Annotated in this window: 19 protein-coding genes and 1 pseudogene; 13 read left to right on the top strand and 7 right to left on the bottom strand. The window is 36.5% G+C overall.

Annotation, left to right across the window (positions count from 1 at the left end):
• Nucleotides 1-72 precede the first annotated feature (72 nt).
• The 5 genes from LS64_RS02165 to LS64_RS13540 all read left to right on the top strand — a co-directional run bounded on the left by LS64_RS02165 (nucleotide 73) and on the right by LS64_RS13540 (nucleotide 2,729).
• On the top strand, nucleotides 73-393 hold the full coding sequence (locus LS64_RS02165; protein WP_034571277.1) for a 4Fe-4S dicluster domain-containing protein: 321 nt from the start codon (nucleotides 73-75) through the stop codon (nucleotides 391-393).
• On the top strand, nucleotides 394-1,524 hold the full coding sequence (locus LS64_RS02160) for a 2-oxoglutarate synthase subunit alpha (RefSeq protein WP_034571274.1): 1,131 nt from the start codon (nucleotides 394-396) through the stop codon (nucleotides 1,522-1,524). It abuts the gene before it with no gap.
• Nucleotides 1,525-1,547: 23 nt separating this feature from the next.
• A complete protein-coding gene (coaE, locus tag LS64_RS02155) occupies nucleotides 1,548-2,147 on the top strand; it encodes a dephospho-CoA kinase (RefSeq protein WP_034571271.1) in 600 nt (199 codons plus the stop codon).
• Between the two features lie 127 nt (nucleotides 2,148-2,274).
• The gene (locus tag LS64_RS02150) at nucleotides 2,275-2,469 is read left to right on the top strand and encodes a hypothetical protein (RefSeq protein WP_118949271.1); all 195 of its coding nucleotides are present in this window, start codon (nucleotides 2,275-2,277) and stop codon (nucleotides 2,467-2,469) included.
• Nucleotides 2,470-2,603: 134 nt separating this feature from the next.
• Nucleotides 2,604-2,729 (top strand): hypothetical protein, encoded by a 126-nt coding sequence (locus LS64_RS13540; RefSeq protein WP_272916605.1) that lies wholly within the window; start codon nucleotides 2,604-2,606, stop codon nucleotides 2,727-2,729.
• 49 nt (nucleotides 2,730-2,778) lie between these two features.
• On the opposite strand, the gene LS64_RS02145 is transcribed toward LS64_RS13540, so the two are convergent.
• Together LS64_RS02145 and LS64_RS13535 are read right to left on the bottom strand one after the other, a co-directional pair.
• Nucleotides 2,779-3,492 (bottom strand): outer membrane beta-barrel protein, encoded by a 714-nt coding sequence (locus tag LS64_RS02145; protein ID WP_034569996.1) that lies wholly within the window; start codon nucleotides 3,490-3,492, stop codon nucleotides 2,779-2,781.
• Between the two features lie 135 nt (nucleotides 3,493-3,627).
• Nucleotides 3,628-3,753 (bottom strand): hypothetical protein, encoded by a 126-nt coding sequence (locus tag LS64_RS13535; protein WP_272916606.1) that lies wholly within the window; start codon nucleotides 3,751-3,753, stop codon nucleotides 3,628-3,630.
• A 12-nt stretch (nucleotides 3,754-3,765) separates the two neighbouring features.
• Between LS64_RS13535 and ileS the strand changes: the two are divergent.
• Together ileS and LS64_RS02135 are read left to right on the top strand one after the other, a co-directional pair.
• A pseudogene (gene ileS, locus LS64_RS02140) lies at nucleotides 3,766-6,603 on the top strand (isoleucine--tRNA ligase); the annotation flags it as partial.
• Between the two features lie 427 nt (nucleotides 6,604-7,030).
• A complete protein-coding gene (locus LS64_RS02135) occupies nucleotides 7,031-7,258 on the top strand; it encodes a hypothetical protein (RefSeq protein ID WP_034573108.1) in 228 nt (75 codons plus the stop codon).
• Nucleotides 7,259-7,316: 58 nt separating this feature from the next.
• On the opposite strand, the gene LS64_RS02130 is transcribed toward LS64_RS02135, so the two are convergent.
• From LS64_RS02130 to LS64_RS02120, 3 genes are all read right to left on the bottom strand, one after another.
• Nucleotides 7,317-8,411 (bottom strand): DNA-methyltransferase, encoded by a 1,095-nt coding sequence (locus LS64_RS02130; RefSeq protein WP_034573109.1) that lies wholly within the window; start codon nucleotides 8,409-8,411, stop codon nucleotides 7,317-7,319.
• 209 nt (nucleotides 8,412-8,620) lie between these two features.
• The gene (locus tag LS64_RS02125) at nucleotides 8,621-9,421 is read right to left on the bottom strand and encodes a hypothetical protein (protein ID WP_034573110.1); all 801 of its coding nucleotides are present in this window, start codon (nucleotides 9,419-9,421) and stop codon (nucleotides 8,621-8,623) included.
• A 20-nt stretch (nucleotides 9,422-9,441) separates the two neighbouring features.
• Nucleotides 9,442-10,521, bottom strand: a complete 1,080-nt coding sequence (locus tag LS64_RS02120; RefSeq protein ID WP_064773731.1) for an ABC transporter ATP-binding protein — start codon at nucleotides 10,519-10,521, stop codon at nucleotides 9,442-9,444.
• 194 nt (nucleotides 10,522-10,715) lie between these two features.
• Between LS64_RS02120 and LS64_RS02115 the strand changes: the two genes are divergently transcribed.
• The gene (locus LS64_RS02115; RefSeq protein WP_052062624.1) at nucleotides 10,716-12,446 is read left to right on the top strand and encodes a phosphopantothenoylcysteine decarboxylase domain-containing protein; all 1,731 of its coding nucleotides are present in this window, start codon (nucleotides 10,716-10,718) and stop codon (nucleotides 12,444-12,446) included.
• 26 nt (nucleotides 12,447-12,472) lie between these two features.
• Nucleotides 12,473-13,516 (top strand): ABC transporter permease, encoded by a 1,044-nt coding sequence (locus tag LS64_RS02110; RefSeq protein ID WP_118949461.1) that lies wholly within the window; start codon nucleotides 12,473-12,475, stop codon nucleotides 13,514-13,516.
• Between the two features lie 13 nt (nucleotides 13,517-13,529).
• Here LS64_RS02110 and LS64_RS02105 read toward each other — a convergent pair whose 3' ends face one another.
• Complete coding sequence (locus LS64_RS02105) at nucleotides 13,530-14,774, bottom strand: sugar transporter (RefSeq protein WP_081948323.1); 1,245 nt, start codon at nucleotides 14,772-14,774, stop codon at nucleotides 13,530-13,532.
• Between the two features lie 102 nt (nucleotides 14,775-14,876).
• On the opposite strand from LS64_RS02105, the gene LS64_RS02100 reads away from it, so the two are divergent.
• The 3 genes from LS64_RS02100 to LS64_RS02090 all read left to right on the top strand — a co-directional run bounded on the left by LS64_RS02100 (nucleotide 14,877) and on the right by LS64_RS02090 (nucleotide 19,052).
• Complete coding sequence (locus tag LS64_RS02100) at nucleotides 14,877-15,260, top strand: hypothetical protein (protein WP_034571983.1); 384 nt, start codon at nucleotides 14,877-14,879, stop codon at nucleotides 15,258-15,260.
• A 32-nt stretch (nucleotides 15,261-15,292) separates the two neighbouring features.
• Nucleotides 15,293-17,743: a Smr/MutS family protein gene (locus LS64_RS02095; RefSeq protein WP_052062488.1), complete on the top strand. Its 2,451-nt coding sequence runs from the start codon at nucleotides 15,293-15,295 to the stop codon at nucleotides 17,741-17,743.
• Nucleotides 17,744-17,846: 103 nt separating this feature from the next.
• Nucleotides 17,847-19,052 (top strand): LL-diaminopimelate aminotransferase, encoded by a 1,206-nt coding sequence (locus LS64_RS02090; protein WP_034571980.1) that lies wholly within the window; start codon nucleotides 17,847-17,849, stop codon nucleotides 19,050-19,052.
• Between the two features lie 126 nt (nucleotides 19,053-19,178).
• Here the strand turns inward: LS64_RS02090 and LS64_RS13530 are convergent, their stop codons facing one another.
• Nucleotides 19,179-19,310: a hypothetical protein gene (locus LS64_RS13530; protein ID WP_272916607.1), complete on the bottom strand. Its 132-nt coding sequence runs from the start codon at nucleotides 19,308-19,310 to the stop codon at nucleotides 19,179-19,181.
• A 76-nt stretch (nucleotides 19,311-19,386) separates the two neighbouring features.
• On the opposite strand from LS64_RS13530, the gene LS64_RS02085 reads away from it, so the two are divergent.
• Nucleotides 19,387-21,390: a methyl-accepting chemotaxis protein gene (locus LS64_RS02085; protein WP_034571977.1), complete on the top strand. Its 2,004-nt coding sequence runs from the start codon at nucleotides 19,387-19,389 to the stop codon at nucleotides 21,388-21,390.
• Nucleotides 21,391-21,394 lie beyond the last annotated feature (4 nt).

The raw sequence follows: 21,394 nt of genomic DNA, 5'->3' as shown, positions 1-21,394 counted from the left end.
TTGCGTAAAAATGTGAAAGAATGATTTGTGAATGTTTCATTTTGAAACATACAAACTTACAAGGAGAACAAAATGTCAGATGTGATAATGCCCGAAAACACACCTGTATGGGTAAATGAGAGTAGGTGTAAAGCGTGTGATATATGCGTGTCGCGATGCCCTTCAGGCGTCTTGGCGATGAATTTGGACCCGCACAAAGTGCTAGGCAAAATCGTCAAAGTGATGTATCCGCAAAGCTGCATAGGCTGCATGGAGTGCGAGTTGCACTGCCCTGATTTCGCCATTGTGGTCGCGGATAGAAAGAAATTTAAGTTTGCAAAATCGAGCAAAGAGGCGCAAGAGCGCGCTGAAAAAATCAAAGCAAATAAATTTATGGCACTGCAGGAGGCGTAAATGCGAGAGGTTATAACAGGTGGAAATGAGTTGGTCGCGATGGGCGCGATTGACGCTGGATGTAGATTCTATGGGGGCTATCCTATCACGCCTAGCTCGGACGTGATGCATGAGATGGCGCATTTACTGCCACACCACGGCGGTAATTTTATACAAATGGAAGATGAGATTAGCGGTATTTCTGTGGCTTTGGGCGCGTCAATGAGTGGTGTTAAGGCTATGACGGGGAGTTCAGGTCCTGGAATCTCGCTTAAAGCGGAGCAAATAGGCTTAGGCTACATGGCGGAAATCCCGCTAGTGATTGTAAATGTAATGCGTTTAGGACCTTCAACTGGTATGCCAACACGCGTAGGGCAGGGCGATATAGCTTTCGCTCGTTACCCAACTCATGGCGATTATAAATCCATTGCTTTAGCACCGGGGACTTTGGAGGAGGCTTATACTGAATCTGTTCGTGCATTTAACCTGGCTGAAGAGTTTATGCAGCCTGTATTCTTGCTACTTGATGAGACCTTAGGACACATGTATGGCAGGACGGAAATCCCCGATTTAGAGGAGATTCAACGCACAAATAAGCATAGAAAAGAGTTTAAAGGCGACCCAAAAGACTACAAACCTTATGGCGTAGGACCAAATGAACCAGCCGTGCTAAATCCCTTTTTCAAAGGCTATCGATACCATATCACAGGTTTGCACCACGGGGCTATCGGCTTTCCAACGGAAAATGCGGTGGAAGGTCAGGCGTTGATTGATAGGCTATTTAATAAGGTGGAATCAAGGGCTGATTATCTAAGTAAAAATGAGGAATTGTATTTAGATGACGCGGAAATCGCTATCATTGCGTATGGTAGCACGACTTTGAGTGTGAAAGAGGCACTCCATGAACTGAAAAAAAGTGGCGAGGTAAAGGCAGGATTGTTTCGTCCGGTAACACTTTGGCCAAGCCCAGAGAAAGAAATCGCAGAAATAGGAAAGCGATTTAAAAAGATTCTAGTAGTCGAGCTAAATAAGGGGCAGTATAGGGATGAAATCGAGCGGATTTTAGGTCGCAAGGTCGAGTTTTTCGGTCGGGCAAATGGTCGCACAATCACGCCACATGAAATAGTCGCAAGGCTTAAGGAGATGAAGTAGATTCTAAGTTTTTGGAATTATATATGATGGGAAATATTCTTACTGGCGGCATTGCGTGTGGCAAAAGCACTGTCGCTAATTTACTGAAATTGGAAGGCTTTGGAGTTATTGATGCTGATAGTATTTCGCATAAGATTTTAGATGAAAATTCTTTATTGATTGCTAGTCATTTTGGTGACTCTATCTTGCAAGATTCTAAAATTAATAGGGCGGCCTTAGGTAAGATTATTTTTAATGATAGTAATCAAAAAGAGCTATTAGAATCTATATTGCATCCATTAATTTACGAAAGAATTTCTAAAGAATGTAGCATTTTGGAATCTAAAAATAAGCCGTATTTTATAGATATTCCTTTATATTTTGAAAGTAAATACAATTATAAAGCAAGATTTGTAGTTTGTGTTTATGCTAGTAAAGAAATTCAACTTCAACGACTTATGATTAGAAATAATCTTAGCAAAGATGAAGCATTAAAGCGTGTAGAATCACAAATTGACATTGAGTTAAAAAGACAAAAAAGTGACTTTGTGATAGAAAATGTAAGTGACTTAAAAACCTTGCAAAAAAATGTAGAATCTTTTTTAAAAGAATTTTATAAAGCATATCAATTAAATTTTAAATAACAATATTATGTATATAATACAAATAATATTAGAAATAAATCATTATGTATTTATTATTTTAGATTCTATATTTTGATAGTTTTTTGTTAGAATCTTGCTTTTAGTTTATAAAATTTAAGGGAAAAATATGGATAGCAAGAAAGATTCTAAAGAAATTGATTATAAAGATACATTGATTTTGCCAAAGACTGCTTTTCCTATGAAGGCGAATTTGCCGCAAAATGAGCCTTTGCGTTATGCTAAATGGCGTGAATTTGCTTATAAAATTATGTCTGTATACACAATAAAGATTCTAATCACGCAAATTATACGCAAGATTTAAAACATATAGAATCTAATCACGCACCACGTAACGATTCTAAACATTCATAGAATCTAGATTCTAATAAAGATTCTAAAAACCCGCCCTATAAGCAAATCCTTAAGGGAGAGAGAATAGATTGCTACGAATTTGCTATGGTAACATCTCGCAATGACGTTGTTATAGAATCTAATCTGCTAAATTCTAAAAAATCTAAAGATTTTAAAAATTTACAAAATCTAGATTCCAAACATTTGCACAAAATACAGAATCTAAGATAGATTCTATAACACAATAGATTATCACATAATAATTATAGAATCTAAACTCCTAAAAGTTGATAGTATATCCAAAGCCCAAGGAAAGATTTTTAAATGTAAAAGATTCTGCACTATAAGTAGTAGCTAAAATGTGAGATTTGCTATATTCTGCTAGTGTTGGGTCTTTTAGTGGTATTAGCCATTGCATAAGCATTTCTAGCCTGTGTCTTGCTGCGATATGAAAATTTACACCTAGATTTACACCGATATTAAAGCCCCAAGGCAGATTATACACGCTATCATAATAATTAGCCGCACCTAGCGCAACGCCGATAATAACGCCAAAACCACTACTAGGCTTAGTAAAATTAAAAGGTAAATCAAATAAAATATCTCCATTTAATGTAATATTTGTCTGCCCTAGCTTGTGCGTATCATCATTTAATGAAGCCCTCATATACTTAAACGCCACATAAGTGCGAGTCCCTATCACAGGCATAAAAAATCTTTGATACCCAGCCCTTAAGCCAAAGCCATTCATATTTCCTTTTACATTATAAGAAGTGCCAAGATTCCCTTTCAGTGTAGAATCTACATCGAGCATAACATACTCAATACCTAGCAGTGCCCCCGTTTTTTTCGCTCCATAAGCCAAAAGTGCATCGCTATATTTATGCGTATCATCATAATTTTTCGGAGCATATCTTTGTGGATATGAATATTCTTGTGGATACATCGCGTGTATTCTTGTGCTTATCCGCTTGTAATAAATGCTAAAAAACATAAACTTCTCTTAAATTTCCCCATTTTTTTCATTTTCTCTCCTTTAAATTCTAAATAAGGCAAATGATACAAAAAAAAAAAAAAAAGCTAAGTCAAGAGTTTTATTAAAAAATGTGTATATATTTTTATGTAGTGTTTAGATTTGAAACATTTTAGATTCTATATTCTTAGATTCTATATTTTGATAGTTTTTTGTTAGAATCTTGCTTTTTATGATTTTTAATTTTGATAAGGGGCGAGTATGGATTCTAAAAATTCTCAAAAAGATGGACAAATTGATTATAAAGATACATTGATTTTGCCAAAGACTGCTTTTCCTATGAAGGCGAATTTGCCGCAAAATGAACCTTTGCGTTATGCTAAATGGCGTGAGTTTGCTTATAAAATTATGTCTTCGCCACGCAAAAATCACAAAAATATAGAATCTAATCAATTTAACCTGCATGATGGACCGCCGTATGCCAACGGACATTTGCATGTAGGACATGCCCTAAATAAGATTTTGAAAGATTTTATTGTGAAACTTAATTTTTTCAATGGAAAGCAGGTCTTTTTTACGCCCGGCTGGGACTGCCATGGACTTCCTATCGAGCAGCAAGTAAGCAATGCCTTTGAAGAAAAAAAAATAAAACCTACCAAAATAGAGACGCGAGAAGCTTGTCGCGAACACGCTAAAAAGTTTGTAGAGATTCAAAAAAGCGAGTTTGAATCAATGGGCATAATCGCTGATTTTGATAATCCATATTTGACGATGAAGTATCGCTTTGAAGCCGACATTTTTAAGGCACTCACAAAAATCGCTGAAAATGGACTTTTGACACAAAGAAGCAAGCCTATTTTTTGGAGCTGGGCTGCTAAAAGCGCACTAGCCGAAGCCGAAGTTGAATATAAGGATAAAAAATCAGATTCTATATTTGTGAAATTTCCTTTGAGTGAGAGCACGATAAAAGCCCTAAATATCAAGACTTCAAAGCCTTTTGCAATTATTTGGACGACAACGCCTTGGACCCTGCCTAGCAATGTGGCGATTGCTTTTAAGCCTGATGAGACTTATGTGCTGTGCGAGAGTGGCGGCATCGTGGCTGAAAAGCTGTATGAAAAAATGCTAGAAAAAGGTATTATAAGTGGTAAGATTTTACAGAAATTCAATTCAAAAGATTTTGAGAATCTAACCGCGATAAATCCTTTGAATAATCGTGAATCTAAGCTAATTTTGGCTGATTATGTAAGCCTTGAAGATGGCTCTGGCTCCGTGCATAATGCCCCAGGGCATGGCGAGGATGACTACTTTGCGTGTTTGCGTTATAATTTGCCTGTGATTATGCCTGTGGATGATGGTGGGTGCTATGATTCTAGCGTTTTGCGGCTAGGACTTCTCCCGGCAAATGTGGCAGATGAGTTTGTTGGGATGCACATTTTCAAAGCGCAAAAACGCATTTTAGAGATGTTAAAAGAAAGTGGTGCGTTGCTAAAACACGAAGAGATAACGCACTCATATCCGCATTGTTGGCGGACAAATAAGCCTGTGATTTTCCGCGCGACTAAGCAGTGGTTTATTTTGATGGATAAGCCCTTTTTTGATGGGAAAACTTTGCGTGAAATCGCCCTAAGCGAGATTGAAAAAACGCGTTTTTACCCCGCAAATGGCATAAATCGCATTAAGGCAATGGTTGAAAATCGCCCTGACTGGTGCATTTCTCGCCAAAGGGAATGGGGTGTGCCGATTGCATTTTTTATTGATAAAAATAGCGGTGAGCCTTTGCTTGATTCTATCGTTACATCGCATATTGCGGATTTGTTTGAGAAAAATGGGTGTGATATTTGGTGGTCTCTGAGCGTGGCGGAGTTGTTGCCGCAATCTTACAAGGGGAAAGCGGAAAATTACACAAAAAATATGCACATTTTGGATGTGTGGTTTGATAGTGGTAGCACGTGGTTTGCGGTGTTAAAAGATTCTATAGAATCTCAAAATTACCTAGATTCTAATAACGAATATAACGCCGGGACTTACCCTGCAAATGTGTATTTAGAAGGTAGCGACCAGCATCGTGGCTGGTTTCAAAGCTCCTTGCTTGTAAGTTGCGCGATTAATAAAAAAGCGCCCTTTAAAACTATCATAACGCATGGCTTTACGATTGACGAAAAAAGCGAAAAAATGAGCAAAAGTAAGGGAAATGTCCTTGCCCCAAGCAGCATTATTAGTCAGCAAGGAAGCGAGATTTTGCGGCTTTGGGTCGCACTAAGTGATTATCAAAATGATGTGAAAATTAGTCAAAATATCTTAAAACAAGTGAGCGAAAACTATCTTAAACTGCGTAATACACTGCGTTTCTTACTTGCAAATACAAGTGGTTTGAAAACTTTGGAATTTTGCCATTTAAGTGAAATTGATAAATGGGTCTTGCATGAGTTTGTGGCAATGGAGCGCGAAGTGCGTGAGCTATTTAGTGCGTATGATTTTAGCAAGGGCTTTCAGTTGCTAAATGGCTTTATTACCGCGACTTTGAGCGGGATTTACCTTGATATTTGCAAGGATAGCTTGTATTGTGACGCTCTTTCATCGCCTAAACGCGTGGCGATTCAAAGCACTTTTGGGCTAATTGCTAATCATTTGTTGCATATTTTAGCACCGTTTCTTACTTATACAATCGATGAGGCGCTAGAATATGCGGAAAATTGCGTAAAAAATAACGCTTTAAATGTGTTTGAGTTAGAGCGTTTGCCTTTGCCAAAAGAAGTTATAGAATCTAAAAGGGAGGATTTTAGTAAGATTCTAAATTTACGAAGTTTATTTAATGAAAATATCGATAAATTGAAGAAAGAAAAAATCATAAAATCAAGCCTTGAGTTAGAAATTGTGATAGAATCTAATCTTAAAGATTCTAAAACCGCTAGTTCCCCCACCATTGCGAAGGATAGCCATATTCAAAGCCCCCCTCCCTTGCGGAGGGGGGTTGGGGGGTGGGTAAATTCCATCGCTACCGCCTTTAATATAGAATCTAAACATTTCACAAAGCTAGTAGAAGACTTTTTAATGGTAAGCTCTTGTCTTATAGAATCTAACGCCCTAGATTCTAAAGACGCCAAAAAAGATTCCGTAATCTTAGATTCTAAAAACGTAGATTCTAATTTAGATTCCAACCAAAAAGGCGAAATATTATTTAGCATAGAATCTAATGGCTTTACTTTCCACGCATTAAAAAGCAAAAAAGAAAAATGCCCGCGCTGCTGGCAATACAAGCTAGATTCTAAAGATTCTAAAAACACAGAATCTAAAGATTCCAAACTAGATTCTAAACACACAGAATCTAAAGATTCTAAAATAGATTCTAAAAACGCAGAATCTAACCAACTATGCCCCCGCTGCCTTGAAGTTATAAAACAACATTCACATTAGTTGAAATAAGATTCTAAAATCTTTTCAATTTTCAAAGAGAATCTTAAAATTCGAAAATTATGTCCTAAACAAGTCCAAAATGTGAACTTTAAAGGGCAGCTTGAGTAGGATTTGATTTATGTGATATAAAAAAGTGGCTTTTATGTGGATATTGCCAATCACTGAGAGTGGCGAATTAGAGATGCTAAAGGGCATTGATTTTAGCAAATACAGCTTTGGTGTAATAACAATGGAGCATAATAATGTGGAAAGTGTAAAGCTAGAAATCATTTCGCTTTTGCAACATAATGGATATAGAATCTTATTTCAAAATAGCTTTGATATTATGTTTGTGCGTGATGAGCGGATAAGCTTGGTAGGTGTGGTTTAGATTTATGACAATCTTTGTAAGATTAGGTATGCTTTGCTAATGCTCATATTATTAGATTTTATAGAATCTTTTTTTTATTAAATTTATCGTATTTATAGCGAAGTGAATCAATGCTTACCAGCTTATCATTTTTATAAATATAGAAATAATCCCAGCCGTTGTGATTTACCTTGTTTAAATGCTTTGCAGCCATTTTATGAATGCTTAAAGTTTCATCTTTATCAACGACTTTGTTAGAATCTATCTCGCTTAATTCGCAAATATAGCGTCCATTTTTATCATAAAATTTCTGCTTAGATTCTATCAACTTAGAATCTAAAAGCATTTTTAGGCTTACTTTTGGCGGCTTAGATTCTAAAGTGCCATCGATAATATCTAATTTCATAGAATCTAAATTCACAGAATCTAGCCTCTTTTGTGCCGCTTTAATGTAGCTAATCTCACGCTCAATACCTAAGAAATGCCGCCCAAGACGCTTTGCTACTGCCCCAGTCGTGCCTGTGCCAAAAAAGGGGTCAAGGACTAAATCGCCCTTTTTGCTAGTCGCAAGTATCACTTTTTCAAGTAAGCTTTCAGGCTTTTGGGTTGGATGAATTTTATCACCTTTAGAATCTTTTAAGCGTTCATTGCCGATACATATACTAAGATTCCACACGCTTTTTTCCTGCTTCCCGCCATTTAGAAATTTCATCGTTTTGTAGTTAAAAGTGTATTTGCTTTCACGCGATTTAGCACACCAAAGCAGGCTTTCATGGGCATTGCAAAGCCGCGTCCCTTTAAAATTTGGCACAGGATTAGGCTTAGCCCAAATCACATCATTTATTATCCAAAAGCCCAGATTCTGCATAATGTAGCCCAGCCGAAAGATATTTTGAAAGCTACCGATAACCCAAATACTGCCGTTTTTCTTTAAAATGCGCCGACACTCAACTAGCCACGCCGTGCAAAATGCGTCATAATCTTTCAAATCGGCGAATTTATCCCAAGATTCTGTAACGCCCTTAAATGCACTGCCCTCCACGCGCAATAATTCGCCATCTGTTTGCATAAAATACGGCGGGTCCGCAAAGATTAAATCAATACTAGAATCTGGCAAAGTTTTTAGAATCTCCACGCACTCGCCTTGTAAAATAGTATCTTTATATACTTTCATTGTTTGTGCCTTTTTTTTCGAATATCAAATCTAACTATATAATAATTTTGCATATTATAGAATCTAGATTCTAATTGATACTTTGTGGTTAATTTATTTTGATTTAGGGTTTTTTTAATATTTTCTTTTCTTATTTAATAAGCATAAAAGTATTGTAAATATTTATGTTATGCAAAGTTAGATTCTAACTTTTCGTATTGTTATAGAATCTAAATAGATAGATTATCCCTAATAATTTTCCTGCAAATAAAATAAAAAACAAGGGCGAAAAATACGGGCGGTATAATAGAAACGAGAGCCAAATGCCACACAAGGTCAGTTGGCTCACTAAGCCACATATAAAAGCTATCAGGCAGGTTGATAGCCACTAGCGAAGTGATGATGCTAAGGGCGATTTTCAGGGCGAAATAATACATAATGCCCCACACGAACACATAAGTTTTTTTTCTATGCACGAGCGTGGCAATCATAAAAATATACATAATCTCAGCGAGCAAACAGCTAAGCCAAAAGCACACAAGATAGCTATACATCGCCGTGCTGCTGGCAACTCCTATCACTTCATAAGTCTCAACAACCGAAATTAGCACACGCCCACCAGTCGCAACATCAAGGAAAACCAGCTCAAGAAAAAAAACAAGTGCCCACAGCACGAAAATAAGCGTCTTACCAAGCAGCATCGCATCAAGGCTAATGGGCAAAGAGTGCGTAAGATAGGCAGTTCGCCCAAAAATGCCCTGATAAAAACTAATGGCAATACTCAAAAAATAGCTAACAAGAAAAATCAAAAAAGAAAAAAAAATGAGCGCACCTATCGTGGTTTTGATAGCGGTTTGCGTGTTTTCATTCATCATAAAACAAAGCGAAATAAATAGAGTTAAAACCGCAGTGATAATCACCAAGATTCTAGACATTGAAAACTCGTATTTGCAGATTTTCGCGCCATCTTTTAGCGATTGAATAAAGCCGCTTTTGTAACCAAAATTATCTTGTGAAATATTAGATTCCATAACTTTCCTTTAAAAATATTCTAAATATCGTATTTTTTAGAATCTTCTTTAGATTCTATATTTTGAGCCGAATTTATAGAATCTTGCAAGTTACTATTATTAGAATTTTGAGTGTTTTTAATACTAGATTCTGTAATATTAGAATCTTGAGAGTTAGATTCTATATTTTCTTGCAAATTCTTAGAATCTTGCGAAATTTTCACTGAATCTTGCAGGGTAGATTCCATAACTTTAGAATCTTGCAAGTTATTATTTTCATAACTTTTTGTATTATTTCCACTAGATTCTATAATATCTTTAGAATCTAAAAGTGGCTTAATATCTTTCCCACCAGCATAATATCTAAAGCTATCTTCAAGGCTAGGAAAGCCCGTCAGTAACGCAGTTTTACTACCATAAGCCATCGCCTTTTTATTCAAAAATAACGCAGTATCTAAAATCGGCTCGACACTAGAAATCAAATGCGTAGCAATGATGCTTGCCCCATGCGTGCAGTGCGCACGAATAATGCGAAAAATCTCATCGCGGCTAATCACATCAGCCCCAGCCAAAGGCTCATCAAACAAGTAAAGCCTAGCATTTCGCGCCAAAGTTAAAGCTATACCGACCTTTTCGCCCTGCCCCTTTGACATTGTGCCGATTTTTTGCTGTGGAATCACATCAAGTTCTTTCAAAATCTCCAACGCCTTATTTTCGCTAAAATCAGGGAAAAAATCGCTAAAAAATTTAATCATTTGTAGCGCATTCATCGATGGATAAAGGAAGTCCTTATCGGGCAGATACGCCATATTCGCCTTAAAAAACACAAGGTGCTGCCGCTCTCGCAGGTCATAATTTAGAAATTTCACACTGCCAGAATAATCGCGAATCATTGAAGTAAGAATTTTTATCAAAGTCGTTTTGCCCCCACCATTTCGCCCCAAAAGCCCAAAAATCTCGCCCTTTTTGAGATTGAAACTCACATTTTCTAACGCGGTAAAATATGTATTGTAACTTTTTGAAACATTATTCACACGCAAAATTATTTCATTATCATTTGTAGAATCTTGCGATAGATTCAAGCTTTGCTCTGCGTTTTGTGTGCTAAAATTTTGGCTCATTTTTGGCTTTTTCCTTAAAGTTTTCTAAAATTTTAAAATTAATTGTAAAATAATATCAATTTTTATTAAATATTAAGGTTTAATTTTTGGATTTTTAAAAATATTTTTAAGTTAAAATTAAGTCATATTAAAGTAATATTTAAGTTTTAGCTTTGTTTTGTGGGCTGTTTTAAGGTAACTTTAAGGGTTTGAAAATGATTGAAAATGTATTAAATGGCAAAAAAGTTCTAATATTTGTAAGTGGCTCGATTGCTATTTATAAGACTTTGGAAGTGATTAGAATCTTGCGTAAAAATGGCGCATTTGTGCGGATTATTGCCACTAAAAACGCCCTAAAATTTATCAATCCTATAACCTTTGAAGCACTAAGCGGCACGACACTTTTGCATGATGATAATGAAAGTTGGAGTTTAGATTCTATAAATTTTAGTCATATTAAACATTGCGAAACATCTACCTTAAAAAATTCTAAAAATAATAACTTTATAGAATCTAGCTTTAAAGATTCTAATATTCCTAATTTTATAGAATCTAATATTCAAGATTCTATAACTATTCCGCCAAATCATATAAGCTATGCTAAATGGGCTGACATCGCCCTATTTGCGCCCATAACCGCGAATAGTATTAGCAAACTCGCAAACGCAATAGCCGATAATATCTATCTTAGCGCCGCCCTTGCTCTAAGAAACATCCCAAAATTGCTCGCACCAGCGGCAAATACATTTATGTTACATAATAAAATCACACAAGAAAAGTTAGATAAATTGAAAGTTTTAGACTATAAAGTTATAGAATCTAAAAGCGATATTCTAGCCTGTGGAGACATGGGCGATGGAGCGATGGCTAGTATTGATGAAATTATTTTTCATATAAAAAAGGCAATTTATAATTTTTATCCTATTCCTATTTTTGAGAGTTCTAAAATTCCTAACTTTTTTAGTCATATAAATTTATTTGGTCATGTTGAGTGTAGCGAAAAATCTACTTTAAAAAATTCTAAAAATCATAACTTTATAGAATCTAATCCTAAAGATTCTATCCAAAAAAATTCTAATATTAATAATTTTATAGATTATAATATTCTAAATTCCAAAACTTTATCGCAATTTTATAAAGACAAAAATGTAATAATTACCGCCGGGGGCAGTAGCGAAGACATCGATGATATTCGCTGCATTTCTAATCATTCAAGCGGTCTGCAGGGAGCAAATCTAGCCCTTGCCCTATTTTTTTTAGGAGCAAAAGTTACATTAATCACAAGTAATATTCCTTTTACACTACCTTTAAATATCAAAACTATTTTGGTAAAAACTTCTAAAAATTATAAAGATTCTATAAATGAAGTTCTAGATTCTATAGATTCTAGTCATATTAAGCAATGCAAAATATCCAACATAGAATCTAATAACAAAATCTTTCTTTTTATGGTCGCGGCAATTAGCGATTATATTCCACAAAAAGTAAGCGGAAAAATAAAAAAAGATTCCGTAGGTAGCGAATTAAATCTAACTTTAACACAAAATATTGATATTTTAAAAAGCCTAGATTTGCGAAAAGATTCTAAAAACCTAGTCAAAATCGCCTTTAAGGCCGAGACAGATAACAAAAACGCCCTGCAACACGCACAAAACGCCCTAATCGCCAAAAACTGCCGCGCCATCTGCCTAAACATTATAAATAAAAAAAACAAAGCCTTTGGCGAAGCCACAAACGAAATCTACTTTATCACAAAAAACACAGAATCTAACCCACAAGATTTCAAAAATATAGAATCTAAAACCAACAAAGATTCTAAAGATTTTAATAATCCTAAAACCTTAGATTCCAAACCCCAAACCTTTACCCAAACCAAACTAACAGCCAGCAAATTCACCATTTCAATGCAAATCTTAAGCTTATTACAAATAAGCTTGGAATTTTAACGCAAGGATTTTTTGTGAAAAAAAATATTAATAAAAATAACTTAGATTCTAAAAACCATCCTTCCCTTTTTAAAACCAGGCTGAAAACTTTCTATGAGCATAAACGTGCGAGATACTGCCTGTTTTTTTTTATTTTTTGCCTTATCATTAGCCTTTTTGCGCCCTTTATTGCTAATGAAAAGCCGCTTTTAATTTACAAAGATTCTAAGCTTTATTTTCCCATTTTCAAGGATTATAGCGAAAAGGAGTTTGGCGGCGATTTTGAGACTACGCCAGACTACAAGGATGCCTTTGTGCAGGGCTTGTTTAAGGATGCCCTTGTGATTTATCCACTCATTACCTACGCCCCTGATAGCATTGATTGGGAGATGGGTAAAATCCCGCCAAGCCCGCCAGATAGCCGCCATATTTTAGGCACGGACGACCAGGGTCGCGATGTGGCGTCTCGCTTGCTTTATGGGCTTCGCACGTCGCTACTTTTTGGGATTTTTCTTAGCGTTTTTAGCGTTGTGATTGGCGTGTTTGTGGGCGGTTTGCAGGGCTATTATGGCGGAGCAATCGACCTTTTTGGGCAGCGTGTGATTGAGATTTGGAGTAGCACGCCTACGCTTTTTTTGATTATCATTATATCGAGCTTTATAGTTCCTACTTTTTGGATTATTTTAGGAATCGTGCTGCTTTTTAGCTGGATGGGTATCGTAAATGTCGTGCGTGCCGAGTTTCTACGCACGCGAAATATGGACTATGTCAAGGCGAGTAAGATTTTGGGCTTTAGCGATACGCGAATTATGTTCGTGCATATTTTGCCAAATGCCCTAATTGCCACGATTACATACATTCCATTTATTATGATAAGCAGTATCACTACTTTGGCTAGCCTTGATTTTCTTGGCTTTGGGATGCCGCTAGGTAGCGCTAGTCTAGGAGAGCTTTTGCAGCAGGGTAAGAATAATATTTCAGCCCCGCACCTTGCGTTGATAGGCTTTCTAAGCATTTCTTTAATTCTAACGTCTTTAGTTTTTATCGGTGAAGGTGTGCGCGAAGCCTTTGGGAAAAACCAGCGCCTTTAGAATCTAAATCTTTTTAACGACTTAAACTTCGCGTAAAAGGGAGTTTCAGCGCGAAGTAGAGGAGCGATAAAAGGGCGATGGCACTCCCTACAAGTCCTATGTAACCAAGTCCAAAGTGATTTACCACAAAGCCACCAAGTGCTGCGCCACCGCCGATACCGACATTGAAAATGCCTGAATATATCGACATTGCTATCATGCTGGCTTCTTTTGAGATTTTGATGACTTGCGATTGAAAAACTAGCCCAAAAGTCATAATGCAAAGCCCCCAAAAGCAGCAAAGTAGCACGATTAGCACGCTTGAAAATGAGACAAAATAAATCAAAAATAAGCTTAAAAATAGCCCAAAAAGGCAGCCAAAAGTAAAGATTTTATAGAATCTTTCGTAATATTTTGAGAAAAGCCAGCTTGCCACCACGCCCATAATACCAAAAAGCCCCAAAGTCGATGTAATTGCAAAGCTAGAAAATTTGGATATTTTTTCCAAAAAAGGTTCGATATATGTATATGCGGTGAAATGTGCGGTTATAAAAATCGTAGTTAAAACGCAAATTTGTATAAATCTAGAATCTTTTAGCAAAATAGGCAAGGTTTTCACGCTCACGCCCTTTGCAGCGGGCAATTTTGGGAATACGACCCAGAATAAAACGCCGATAAGAAGCGAGATTACGCCGATTAGCCCGAAGGTGCTTCGCCAGTCAAGATACAGCCCGATACTGCGACCTAGCGGGATGCCTACAATCATTGCTAGTGAGCTGCCTGTAATGATAAAGCCTAACGCCACCGCACTTTTGCCTTTTGGCGCGACTTTGACTGCCATAGGACTTGCAATCGACCAAAATAGCGAGTGCGCGAACGCCACGCCGATTCGCGATAGCATTAGCATGTAGTAGCCTGTGGCGATGGCTGAAAGGAAGTGGGCGAGTGTGAAAAGGGCGATTACGCAAAGCATTAGTTTTTTTAGCTCCGTGCGTGAAAAATATAGCATAAGTGGCAGGCTAGCGACTGCGACAACCCACGCGTATATCGTTAAAAGCAGCCCGACTTTTGCTTCGCTCATATTGAAATCAGCCGCAATCGCGCTAAGTAGCCCGATAGGGACAAATTCGCTAGTGTTAAAAACAAAAGTCCCACAAGCGATACAAAGCACAGGAAGCCATATTTTAAAGCCTTTTTGTTTTTTTATTTGTGGTTTAGATTCTGTGGAATCTTTAGAATCTTTAAAATTAGATTCTATATTTATGGAATCTTTTGCCATTTTTTACCTTTATAAATTCCTAATTTAGCCTAAAATTATACTAATTTATATAGAATCTTAAAACTTAGATTCTATAATTTCGCTAAAAAATAAGGCTTTATTTTGCAAGATTCTATAATTATTTGTGTGGGTTTGCTTTTGAGTTTTACTCTGTTTGCGAGTGTGGTTTATCATTTTGCTATTAAAAATGCGATTAAGGTCTCGCTTTGTGGCGTTTTTATTTTGCTAAGTGTCTTGGTGAGCGTGCATGCGTTTAGGCAGAGTGCGGTAAATGCGCACATTAGCGAGTATGAGAGCGCGTTTAAAAATAAGGAGATTCTAATCTGCAAAGCGGGCGAGCGTGAGTATCGTGTGAGCCGCAGTGGCTTTATTTATTTCCCTGATATTTTGCAATTTATGGGTAAAAATGATAATAAGGGCGTGGATATTGACATTAAAAATTGCTTTAATCATATTGATTTAAAAGAGCTTGAAATGCAGGACTAGCCGCTATTTGAGCGTGTTAAAAAGGGTAAAAAATGAATGAATTTGAGCTAAGTGTTAAGCTATCAATTTTGCCATTTTTGAAAAAATTTGCGAGTTATTTTTCGCGTGAAATTTTTAATGCGGATGTTTCACAGAATCTAGATTCTAAAATATTGTCTCACATCTTAAATATTAATGATATAAAAAAAACAAAAAGTATGATAAATACGCTAGATTCTATGGATAATCTGCCGAGTTTGCCGCGTGTGAAAAATTTGGATAATGATTTAAAACGGCTTAAAAAAGGCTTTTTTTTGCATTTAAAAGATATTGCTGAATTTGTGAAAATTATCCTTTTTTTTAATGAATTTTTATGCTATGGTGAGAATTTAAAAAGTTCTAAAAATGCTAACTTTTTAAAAGAATATTGCTCTTTGATTAAGATTCCAAATGAAGTGTTGAATCTAGCAAATTTATTTGATTTAAAAAATAAAAAGTATTTGAAACACGGGGCTTGTGAGAGTTTAGATAGTTTGGAGCAAATCTTAGAATCTAAATTAAAACAAAAAAATGAAGAGCTATATTTGTGCCTTAAAAGAGAAAATTTGCAAGAATTTTTGGTAGATTCTAACATTCATTTTATTGAAAATGAGAGTGCGATTTTGCTTAGGGCTGGGTTTTCAAATGTGCTGAAAGCAAAGGTTATAGGGCGCTCCCACGCTGGATTTTTTTATGTGATTCCATTAAGTTTAAGCAATTTGCAAGAGCAAATTTATGCCCTGCAGGATAAAATAGAGTTACAAATTTTAGAACTTTCAAAGGATTTTAGTTCAATTTTAAGTCAGCATTTTTTGTTTTTAAAATTCATAAATAATGAGTTTGACTTTTTAGATTCTATCTTTTCTAGGCTAAATTTTGCAAAAGAGCATAATTTTGAGTTTATTTTCCCTAAAAATATAGAATCTAGTGAAACTTTTTTGCCTAAAAGTTCTAAAAATCATAATAAAGATTCTATAATTTTACGCGATTTTATCCACCCGATTTTGCATTCTAGCACAAAAGCCATTCCAACTAACATTGATTTTAATAAAAATTTGCTAATGATAACAGGCGTGAATGCGGGCGGAAAAACGATGCTACTTAAAAGCATTTTGACTGCTAGTTTTTGCACTAAAAAGCTTTTGCCACAGCGGATGAATGCTGCTAAATCAAGCATTCCTTTTTTTAAAAATATCGCCATAATCGCCCAAGACCCGCAAGATAGCAGCAGCGATATTTCGACATTTTCTGGGCGTATTAAGGAGATTTCGCAAATTTTGCATAAAAACGACTTGCTGCTTGGCATTGATGAGATTGAAATCGGCACTGATAGTAGCGAGGCAGCGGCGCTTTACAAGGCAATTTTGGAGTATTTGCTAGATTCTAAGAAGCAAGATTCTAACTATAATGAGAATAAAGATTTTATAGAATCTAAGAATTTTGAGAATAAAAACAAAATTATCGTTACAACGCACCATAAAAATCTGGCGTCATTAATGGCGCAAAACCCCGCTACACAGCTACTTGCAGCCACTTATGACTATAAAAATAGTAAGCCTACTTTTAGCTTTTTTGATGGCATAGGCAAAAGTTATGCTTTTGAGTGTGCTACGCATTATGGAATCCCTAACTTTTTAATACAAAAAGCTAGGGAATTTTATGGTAATGAAGCCAATAAGTTAGAAAATTTGATACAAAATTCAAATGAAATTATTACAAAAAATAGAATTTTACAGCAAGAATTAGAATCTAAAATAAAGCAAAATGAAGAAAAATTTCTGCAATTAGATTCTAAAAAACGTGCCTTAGAATCTCAATATAAAGAGCAAGAAATAGAGCTAAAAAGACGATATAATGAAGCAATAAAAGAGCTAAAAATGCTAGCTAAAAAAGGAAAAAGTTTTGAAAATCCTAACTTTACTCCCTTTGATAATAAGTCGCAAGATTTTACAAAGCAAATCCATAAGACGTTAAATAAGGCGCATAAATTTGTAGATTCTAAGAACTTAGATTCTAAAAATATGGAATCTAAAAGTGCCTTAAAGTGCGGTAGTAGCGTGAAATACAAAGGCAATTTGGCTAAGATTTTGTCGGTAAAAAATGGCGTTTATGATATTGAATTTTTGGAAAATAATATGCGTTTAAAAGGCGTAAGTGAGGGCGATTTGCAGGCATTTAGCGGCATTTTATCGCGCAAAAAAGATTCTAAAAAAGGCATAAATTTAGATATGGAAATTAAGGGAAGTTTAAGCTTAGACTTGCACGGAATGACACAGCAAGAAGCCCTTGAAGCCTTAGAATCTTTTTTTAGCAACGCCCTAGCAGCGCGCTTTAGCGAGGTAGAAATCGTGCATGGCATAGGCTCTGGCGCGCTTAGAAAGTTAGTAGAAAACTACCTAGATAACAGCCCCTTTATCCGCGGCTACCGCGGAAACCTTGCAAAAAAAATTGTATTTTTGGAGTAAATTATCACATAATTCACAAAATCCATTTTCCCTAACTAAACCTTGCAAAAAATTCTAAATATAAATGCTATAATCTACCCACGTTATTAATAAAGGTAAAAAAATGTTTGATGAAATCACATTTGGGAAAATAAAGCGGTTGCCGAAGTATCTTTTTAGCACGATTAATGAAATCAAGCTAGAAATGCGGCAAAAAGGCATTGATGTTATCGATTTTTCAATGGGTAATCCTGATGGGATGCCCCCAAAAGCTGTAATTGACAAGCTGTGTGAGAGTGCAAGGAAGCCTAAAACGCAAGGCTACTCGGTTAGTCGTGGTATCTACAAGCTGCGTGTAGCCTTGGCTGAGTGGTATAAACGTCGCTTTAATGTCACGCTTGACCCGAACTTAGAGGTGTGCGTGAGTATGGGCAGTAAGGAGGGCTTTGTGCATTTAGTCCAAGCTATCACGAACCCAGGCGACCTTGCGATTGTCCCTGAGCCTGCCTATCCTATCCACTACCACGCTTTTATCATTAATGGCGCGAATGTTAGCACTTTTCCGCTTAGCTATACTGAAAACTACGAGCTAAACGAGGATGTTTTTTTTGAATCGTTGCAAAAGTCGCTTTATGAGAGCTTTCCAAAGCCTAAGTTTGTCGTGGTGAATTTCCCGCATAACCCAACGAGTGTGATTGTCAATAAGGGCTTTTATGAGCGGCTTGTCGCCTTGGCAAAAAAGGAAAGATTCTATATCATTAGCGATATTGCGTATGCGGAGCTGTATTTTGGCGATTTTAGGACGCCAAGCATTTTTGAGGTAAAGGGCGCAAAGGATGTCGCGGTTGAGACTTACACGCTTAGTAAGAGCTATAATATGGCGGGCTGGCGTATCGGCTTTGTGAGTGGTAATCGGCGCATTATCGAGGCACTCCAAAAGATAAAGGGCTGGATAGATTATGGAATCTATACGCCGCTGCAGGTGGCTGCTACGATTGCTTTGAATGAATGCGATGCCGCCACAGCCGATATTCGCGCCACTTATGAAAAGCGAATGAAAGTGATGATAGAATCTTTTGGCAAGGCTGGATGGGATATGGTGATGCCAAAGGCTAGTATGTTTATATGGGCTGCTTTACCATCGAAGTGTTCTAAAATGGGAAGTTTGGAGTTTAGTAAAAGGCTATTAGAGGAGGCAAAAGTGGCAGTTAGCCCTGGCGTTGGCTTTGGTATTGCTGGGGAAAATTATGTGCGGATAGCATTAATTGAAAATGAAAAGCGCATCCGCCAAGCTGCCCGAAACATAAAGGAATTTTTGAAAGGTTTGTAGAATCTGTTGTTTTAGATTCTGTGTTTAAAAATCTAGCCTTTTATTCAAATATTTCCATATTTTTACATTTTTTCACATATATATTAAGAAAAATAGTCAATATTTTTCTACAAAGTCTAAGTATTGTTATATAATGTAGATTCTAAAAGATTCTAAAAATATAGAATCTAAAAAGCTAGAGATTCTAAACAATGCTAAAATATAGAATCTAAGATTTAAAGATTCTAAGCAAAGGCAAAATATAGAATCTAAAGCCAAAGATTCTAAACAACAAAGATTCTAAGAAAATATAGAATCTAAAATCGTAGAATCTAAACAAAACAAAGGTGACAAAATGTTCAATCTTAGCAATTTAAAAATTAGGGTGAAAATGGTGCTATTTAGCCTGTTGCCGCTGATTACGACTATTGTGTTAAGCTCAATTTTGATAGCAAATCGTTATAGCAATCTTAAGGAATCAAACATCCTTGATAATGGCATTAAGCTTTCAACGCAAATTAGCCTTGTGATACACGAGCTGCAAAAGGAGCGTGGGACATCTGCTGGCTATATCGGTTCTAAAGGCACTAAATTTGGCGATAATTTGCAAAATGTAAGACGCGATACTGATAAGCAAATAGCCGAGTTAAAGGCATTTCTAAACACATTTGATAAAGATTCTATGCCTTTAATCGTGCAAAATGCGATGAATACGGCACTGCAAGATATTGACAAGCTAAGCGACATCCGCAGTCGCATTAGTAGCCTAAATATTTCAGTCCAAGATACGATTGCATATTATACTAGCACGATTGCTACTAGCATTGAAGTGGTCATTGACATTGCAAAAGTTAGCACAAATGATGATATTACGCGTTCGCTCATTGCATATATCAACTTTTTAAATGCTAAAGAGCGCGCCGGGCAAGAGAGAGCCGTGCTAAATAATACCTTTAGTGCGAATCATTTCGCAGAGGGAATGTTCCTTAAATTCATTTCACTTATGGTCGCCCAAAATGTGTATATTGAGAGTTTCAAGCGATATAGCATAGAGCAGGATGCGAGTGCGTATGATGAGATTACTAAAGATTCTAGCTTTAGTGAAGTGGATAGAATGCGTAAAGTAGCCCTTGATAACGCGACTGCTGGGGGGTATAATATTGAGCCAACTTACTGGTTTGACACGATTACAAAAAAGATAAATTTGATGAAAGATGTAGAAGATAAACTCGCCACAAAGCTAAATGATAGAATCTTGGATATAAATGCCACGTCGCGATTTTACTTTTGGACTGCGTTGATTGCTGTAACCTGTGCGATTATCTTAACGATGGTGATAGGATATATTATCGCGGCAAATATTGCCAAACGTATTAGGGCTATGCAGGCGTATTTTGTTACATTAAGTAACACTAAGGATATGAGCGATACATCCGCCTTGACTCGTTATAAAGCCGAAGATGAAATCGGCACGATTACCACAACAATAAATAACTTTTTAGAATCTATAAAGGACGTTTTCAGTTCGCTAAATACGCAAATAAAACAAAACGTGCAAATCTCAAATAACCTAATAAAATCCGCAAACGAAGTCCTGCACCATACGCAAGAAGGCAGCACCCTATCGCATAATACCGCAAAAGTGGGAACGCAAGTTGAAGCAGCCCTAAGCACAAGTATGGAAAAAACAAACGATACGATGCAAGATATTATAGAATCTAAAGATGAGCTAGATAAGACGCTAGATTCTATAACGCATTTTGCTGAATCTGTCGCAAGGGATGCGGGACTACAAAGCGAGCTATCAAGCAATGTTTCATCACTAAATGAAAATGCGCAAAATATTAAGGGAATCTTAACAACCATCGCTGATATTGCGTCACAAACAAATCTACTAGCCTTAAATGCGGCAATAGAAGCGGCAAGAGCGGGCGAACATGGTCGTGGCTTTGCCGTGGTCGCTGATGAAGTGCGAAAATTAGCCGAGCGAACGCAAAAGGCATTAAGCGAAATTGACGCGACTATCCAGCTAATAACGCAAAGCATAAATGAAATAAGCGAACGAATTATGCAAAGCACGGAGAATTTCAACAATTTCGCCGAAGAGAGCCAAAAAATACAAGAGACAATACAGGCTGTGGCAGGTAAGATTAGCATTGTAGGCGACTTGGCAAAAGATACGATGAATAGTAGCGAAGTATTAAGCGAAGATACCAAAACGCTTTTAGGCAATAATAAAATCCTAGATAAAAACCTACAAGACATCGCAAAAGAAATGGATAACATATCAAATGAAGCCAAAACCCTAGATTCCAAAGCAACGCAAATCGAAGCGAAAATCAATGAGTTTAAATTTTAAGGTT

Source organism: Helicobacter saguini, assembly GCF_000762875.2.
GTDB classification, from domain to species: Bacteria; Campylobacterota; Campylobacteria; order Campylobacterales; family Helicobacteraceae; genus Helicobacter_A; species Helicobacter_A saguini.
This window is presented reverse-complemented; position numbering and strand designations above follow the sequence as displayed.

Excerpts from the sequence above, each read along its gene's own strand:
- LS64_RS02165 (WP_034571277.1), top strand. The coding sequence starts at position 73 with ATGTCAGATGTGATAATGCCCGAAAACACACCTGTATGGGTAAATGAG.
- LS64_RS02160 (WP_034571274.1), top strand. The coding sequence starts at position 394 with ATGCGAGAGGTTATAACAGGTGGAAATGAGTTGGTCGCGATGGGCGCG.
- coaE (WP_034571271.1), top strand. The coding sequence starts at position 1,548 with ATGATGGGAAATATTCTTACTGGCGGCATTGCGTGTGGCAAAAGCACT.
- LS64_RS02150 (WP_118949271.1), top strand. The coding sequence starts at position 2,275 with ATGGATAGCAAGAAAGATTCTAAAGAAATTGATTATAAAGATACATTG.
- LS64_RS13540 (WP_272916605.1), top strand. The coding sequence starts at position 2,604 with ATGGTAACATCTCGCAATGACGTTGTTATAGAATCTAATCTGCTAAAT.
- LS64_RS02145 (WP_034569996.1), bottom strand. The coding sequence starts at position 3,492 with ATGTTTTTTAGCATTTATTACAAGCGGATAAGCACAAGAATACACGCG.
- LS64_RS02135 (WP_034573108.1), top strand. The coding sequence starts at position 7,031 with ATGTGGATATTGCCAATCACTGAGAGTGGCGAATTAGAGATGCTAAAG.
- LS64_RS02130 (WP_034573109.1), bottom strand. The coding sequence starts at position 8,411 with ATGAAAGTATATAAAGATACTATTTTACAAGGCGAGTGCGTGGAGATT.
- LS64_RS02125 (WP_034573110.1), bottom strand. The coding sequence starts at position 9,421 with ATGGAATCTAATATTTCACAAGATAATTTTGGTTACAAAAGCGGCTTT.
- LS64_RS02120 (WP_064773731.1), bottom strand. The coding sequence starts at position 10,521 with ATGAGCCAAAATTTTAGCACACAAAACGCAGAGCAAAGCTTGAATCTA.
- LS64_RS02115 (WP_052062624.1), top strand. The coding sequence starts at position 10,716 with ATGATTGAAAATGTATTAAATGGCAAAAAAGTTCTAATATTTGTAAGT.
- LS64_RS02105 (WP_081948323.1), bottom strand. The coding sequence starts at position 14,774 with ATGGCAAAAGATTCCATAAATATAGAATCTAATTTTAAAGATTCTAAA.
- LS64_RS02095 (WP_052062488.1), top strand. The coding sequence starts at position 15,293 with ATGAATGAATTTGAGCTAAGTGTTAAGCTATCAATTTTGCCATTTTTG.
- LS64_RS02090 (WP_034571980.1), top strand. The coding sequence starts at position 17,847 with ATGTTTGATGAAATCACATTTGGGAAAATAAAGCGGTTGCCGAAGTAT.
- LS64_RS02085 (WP_034571977.1), top strand. The coding sequence starts at position 19,387 with ATGTTCAATCTTAGCAATTTAAAAATTAGGGTGAAAATGGTGCTATTT.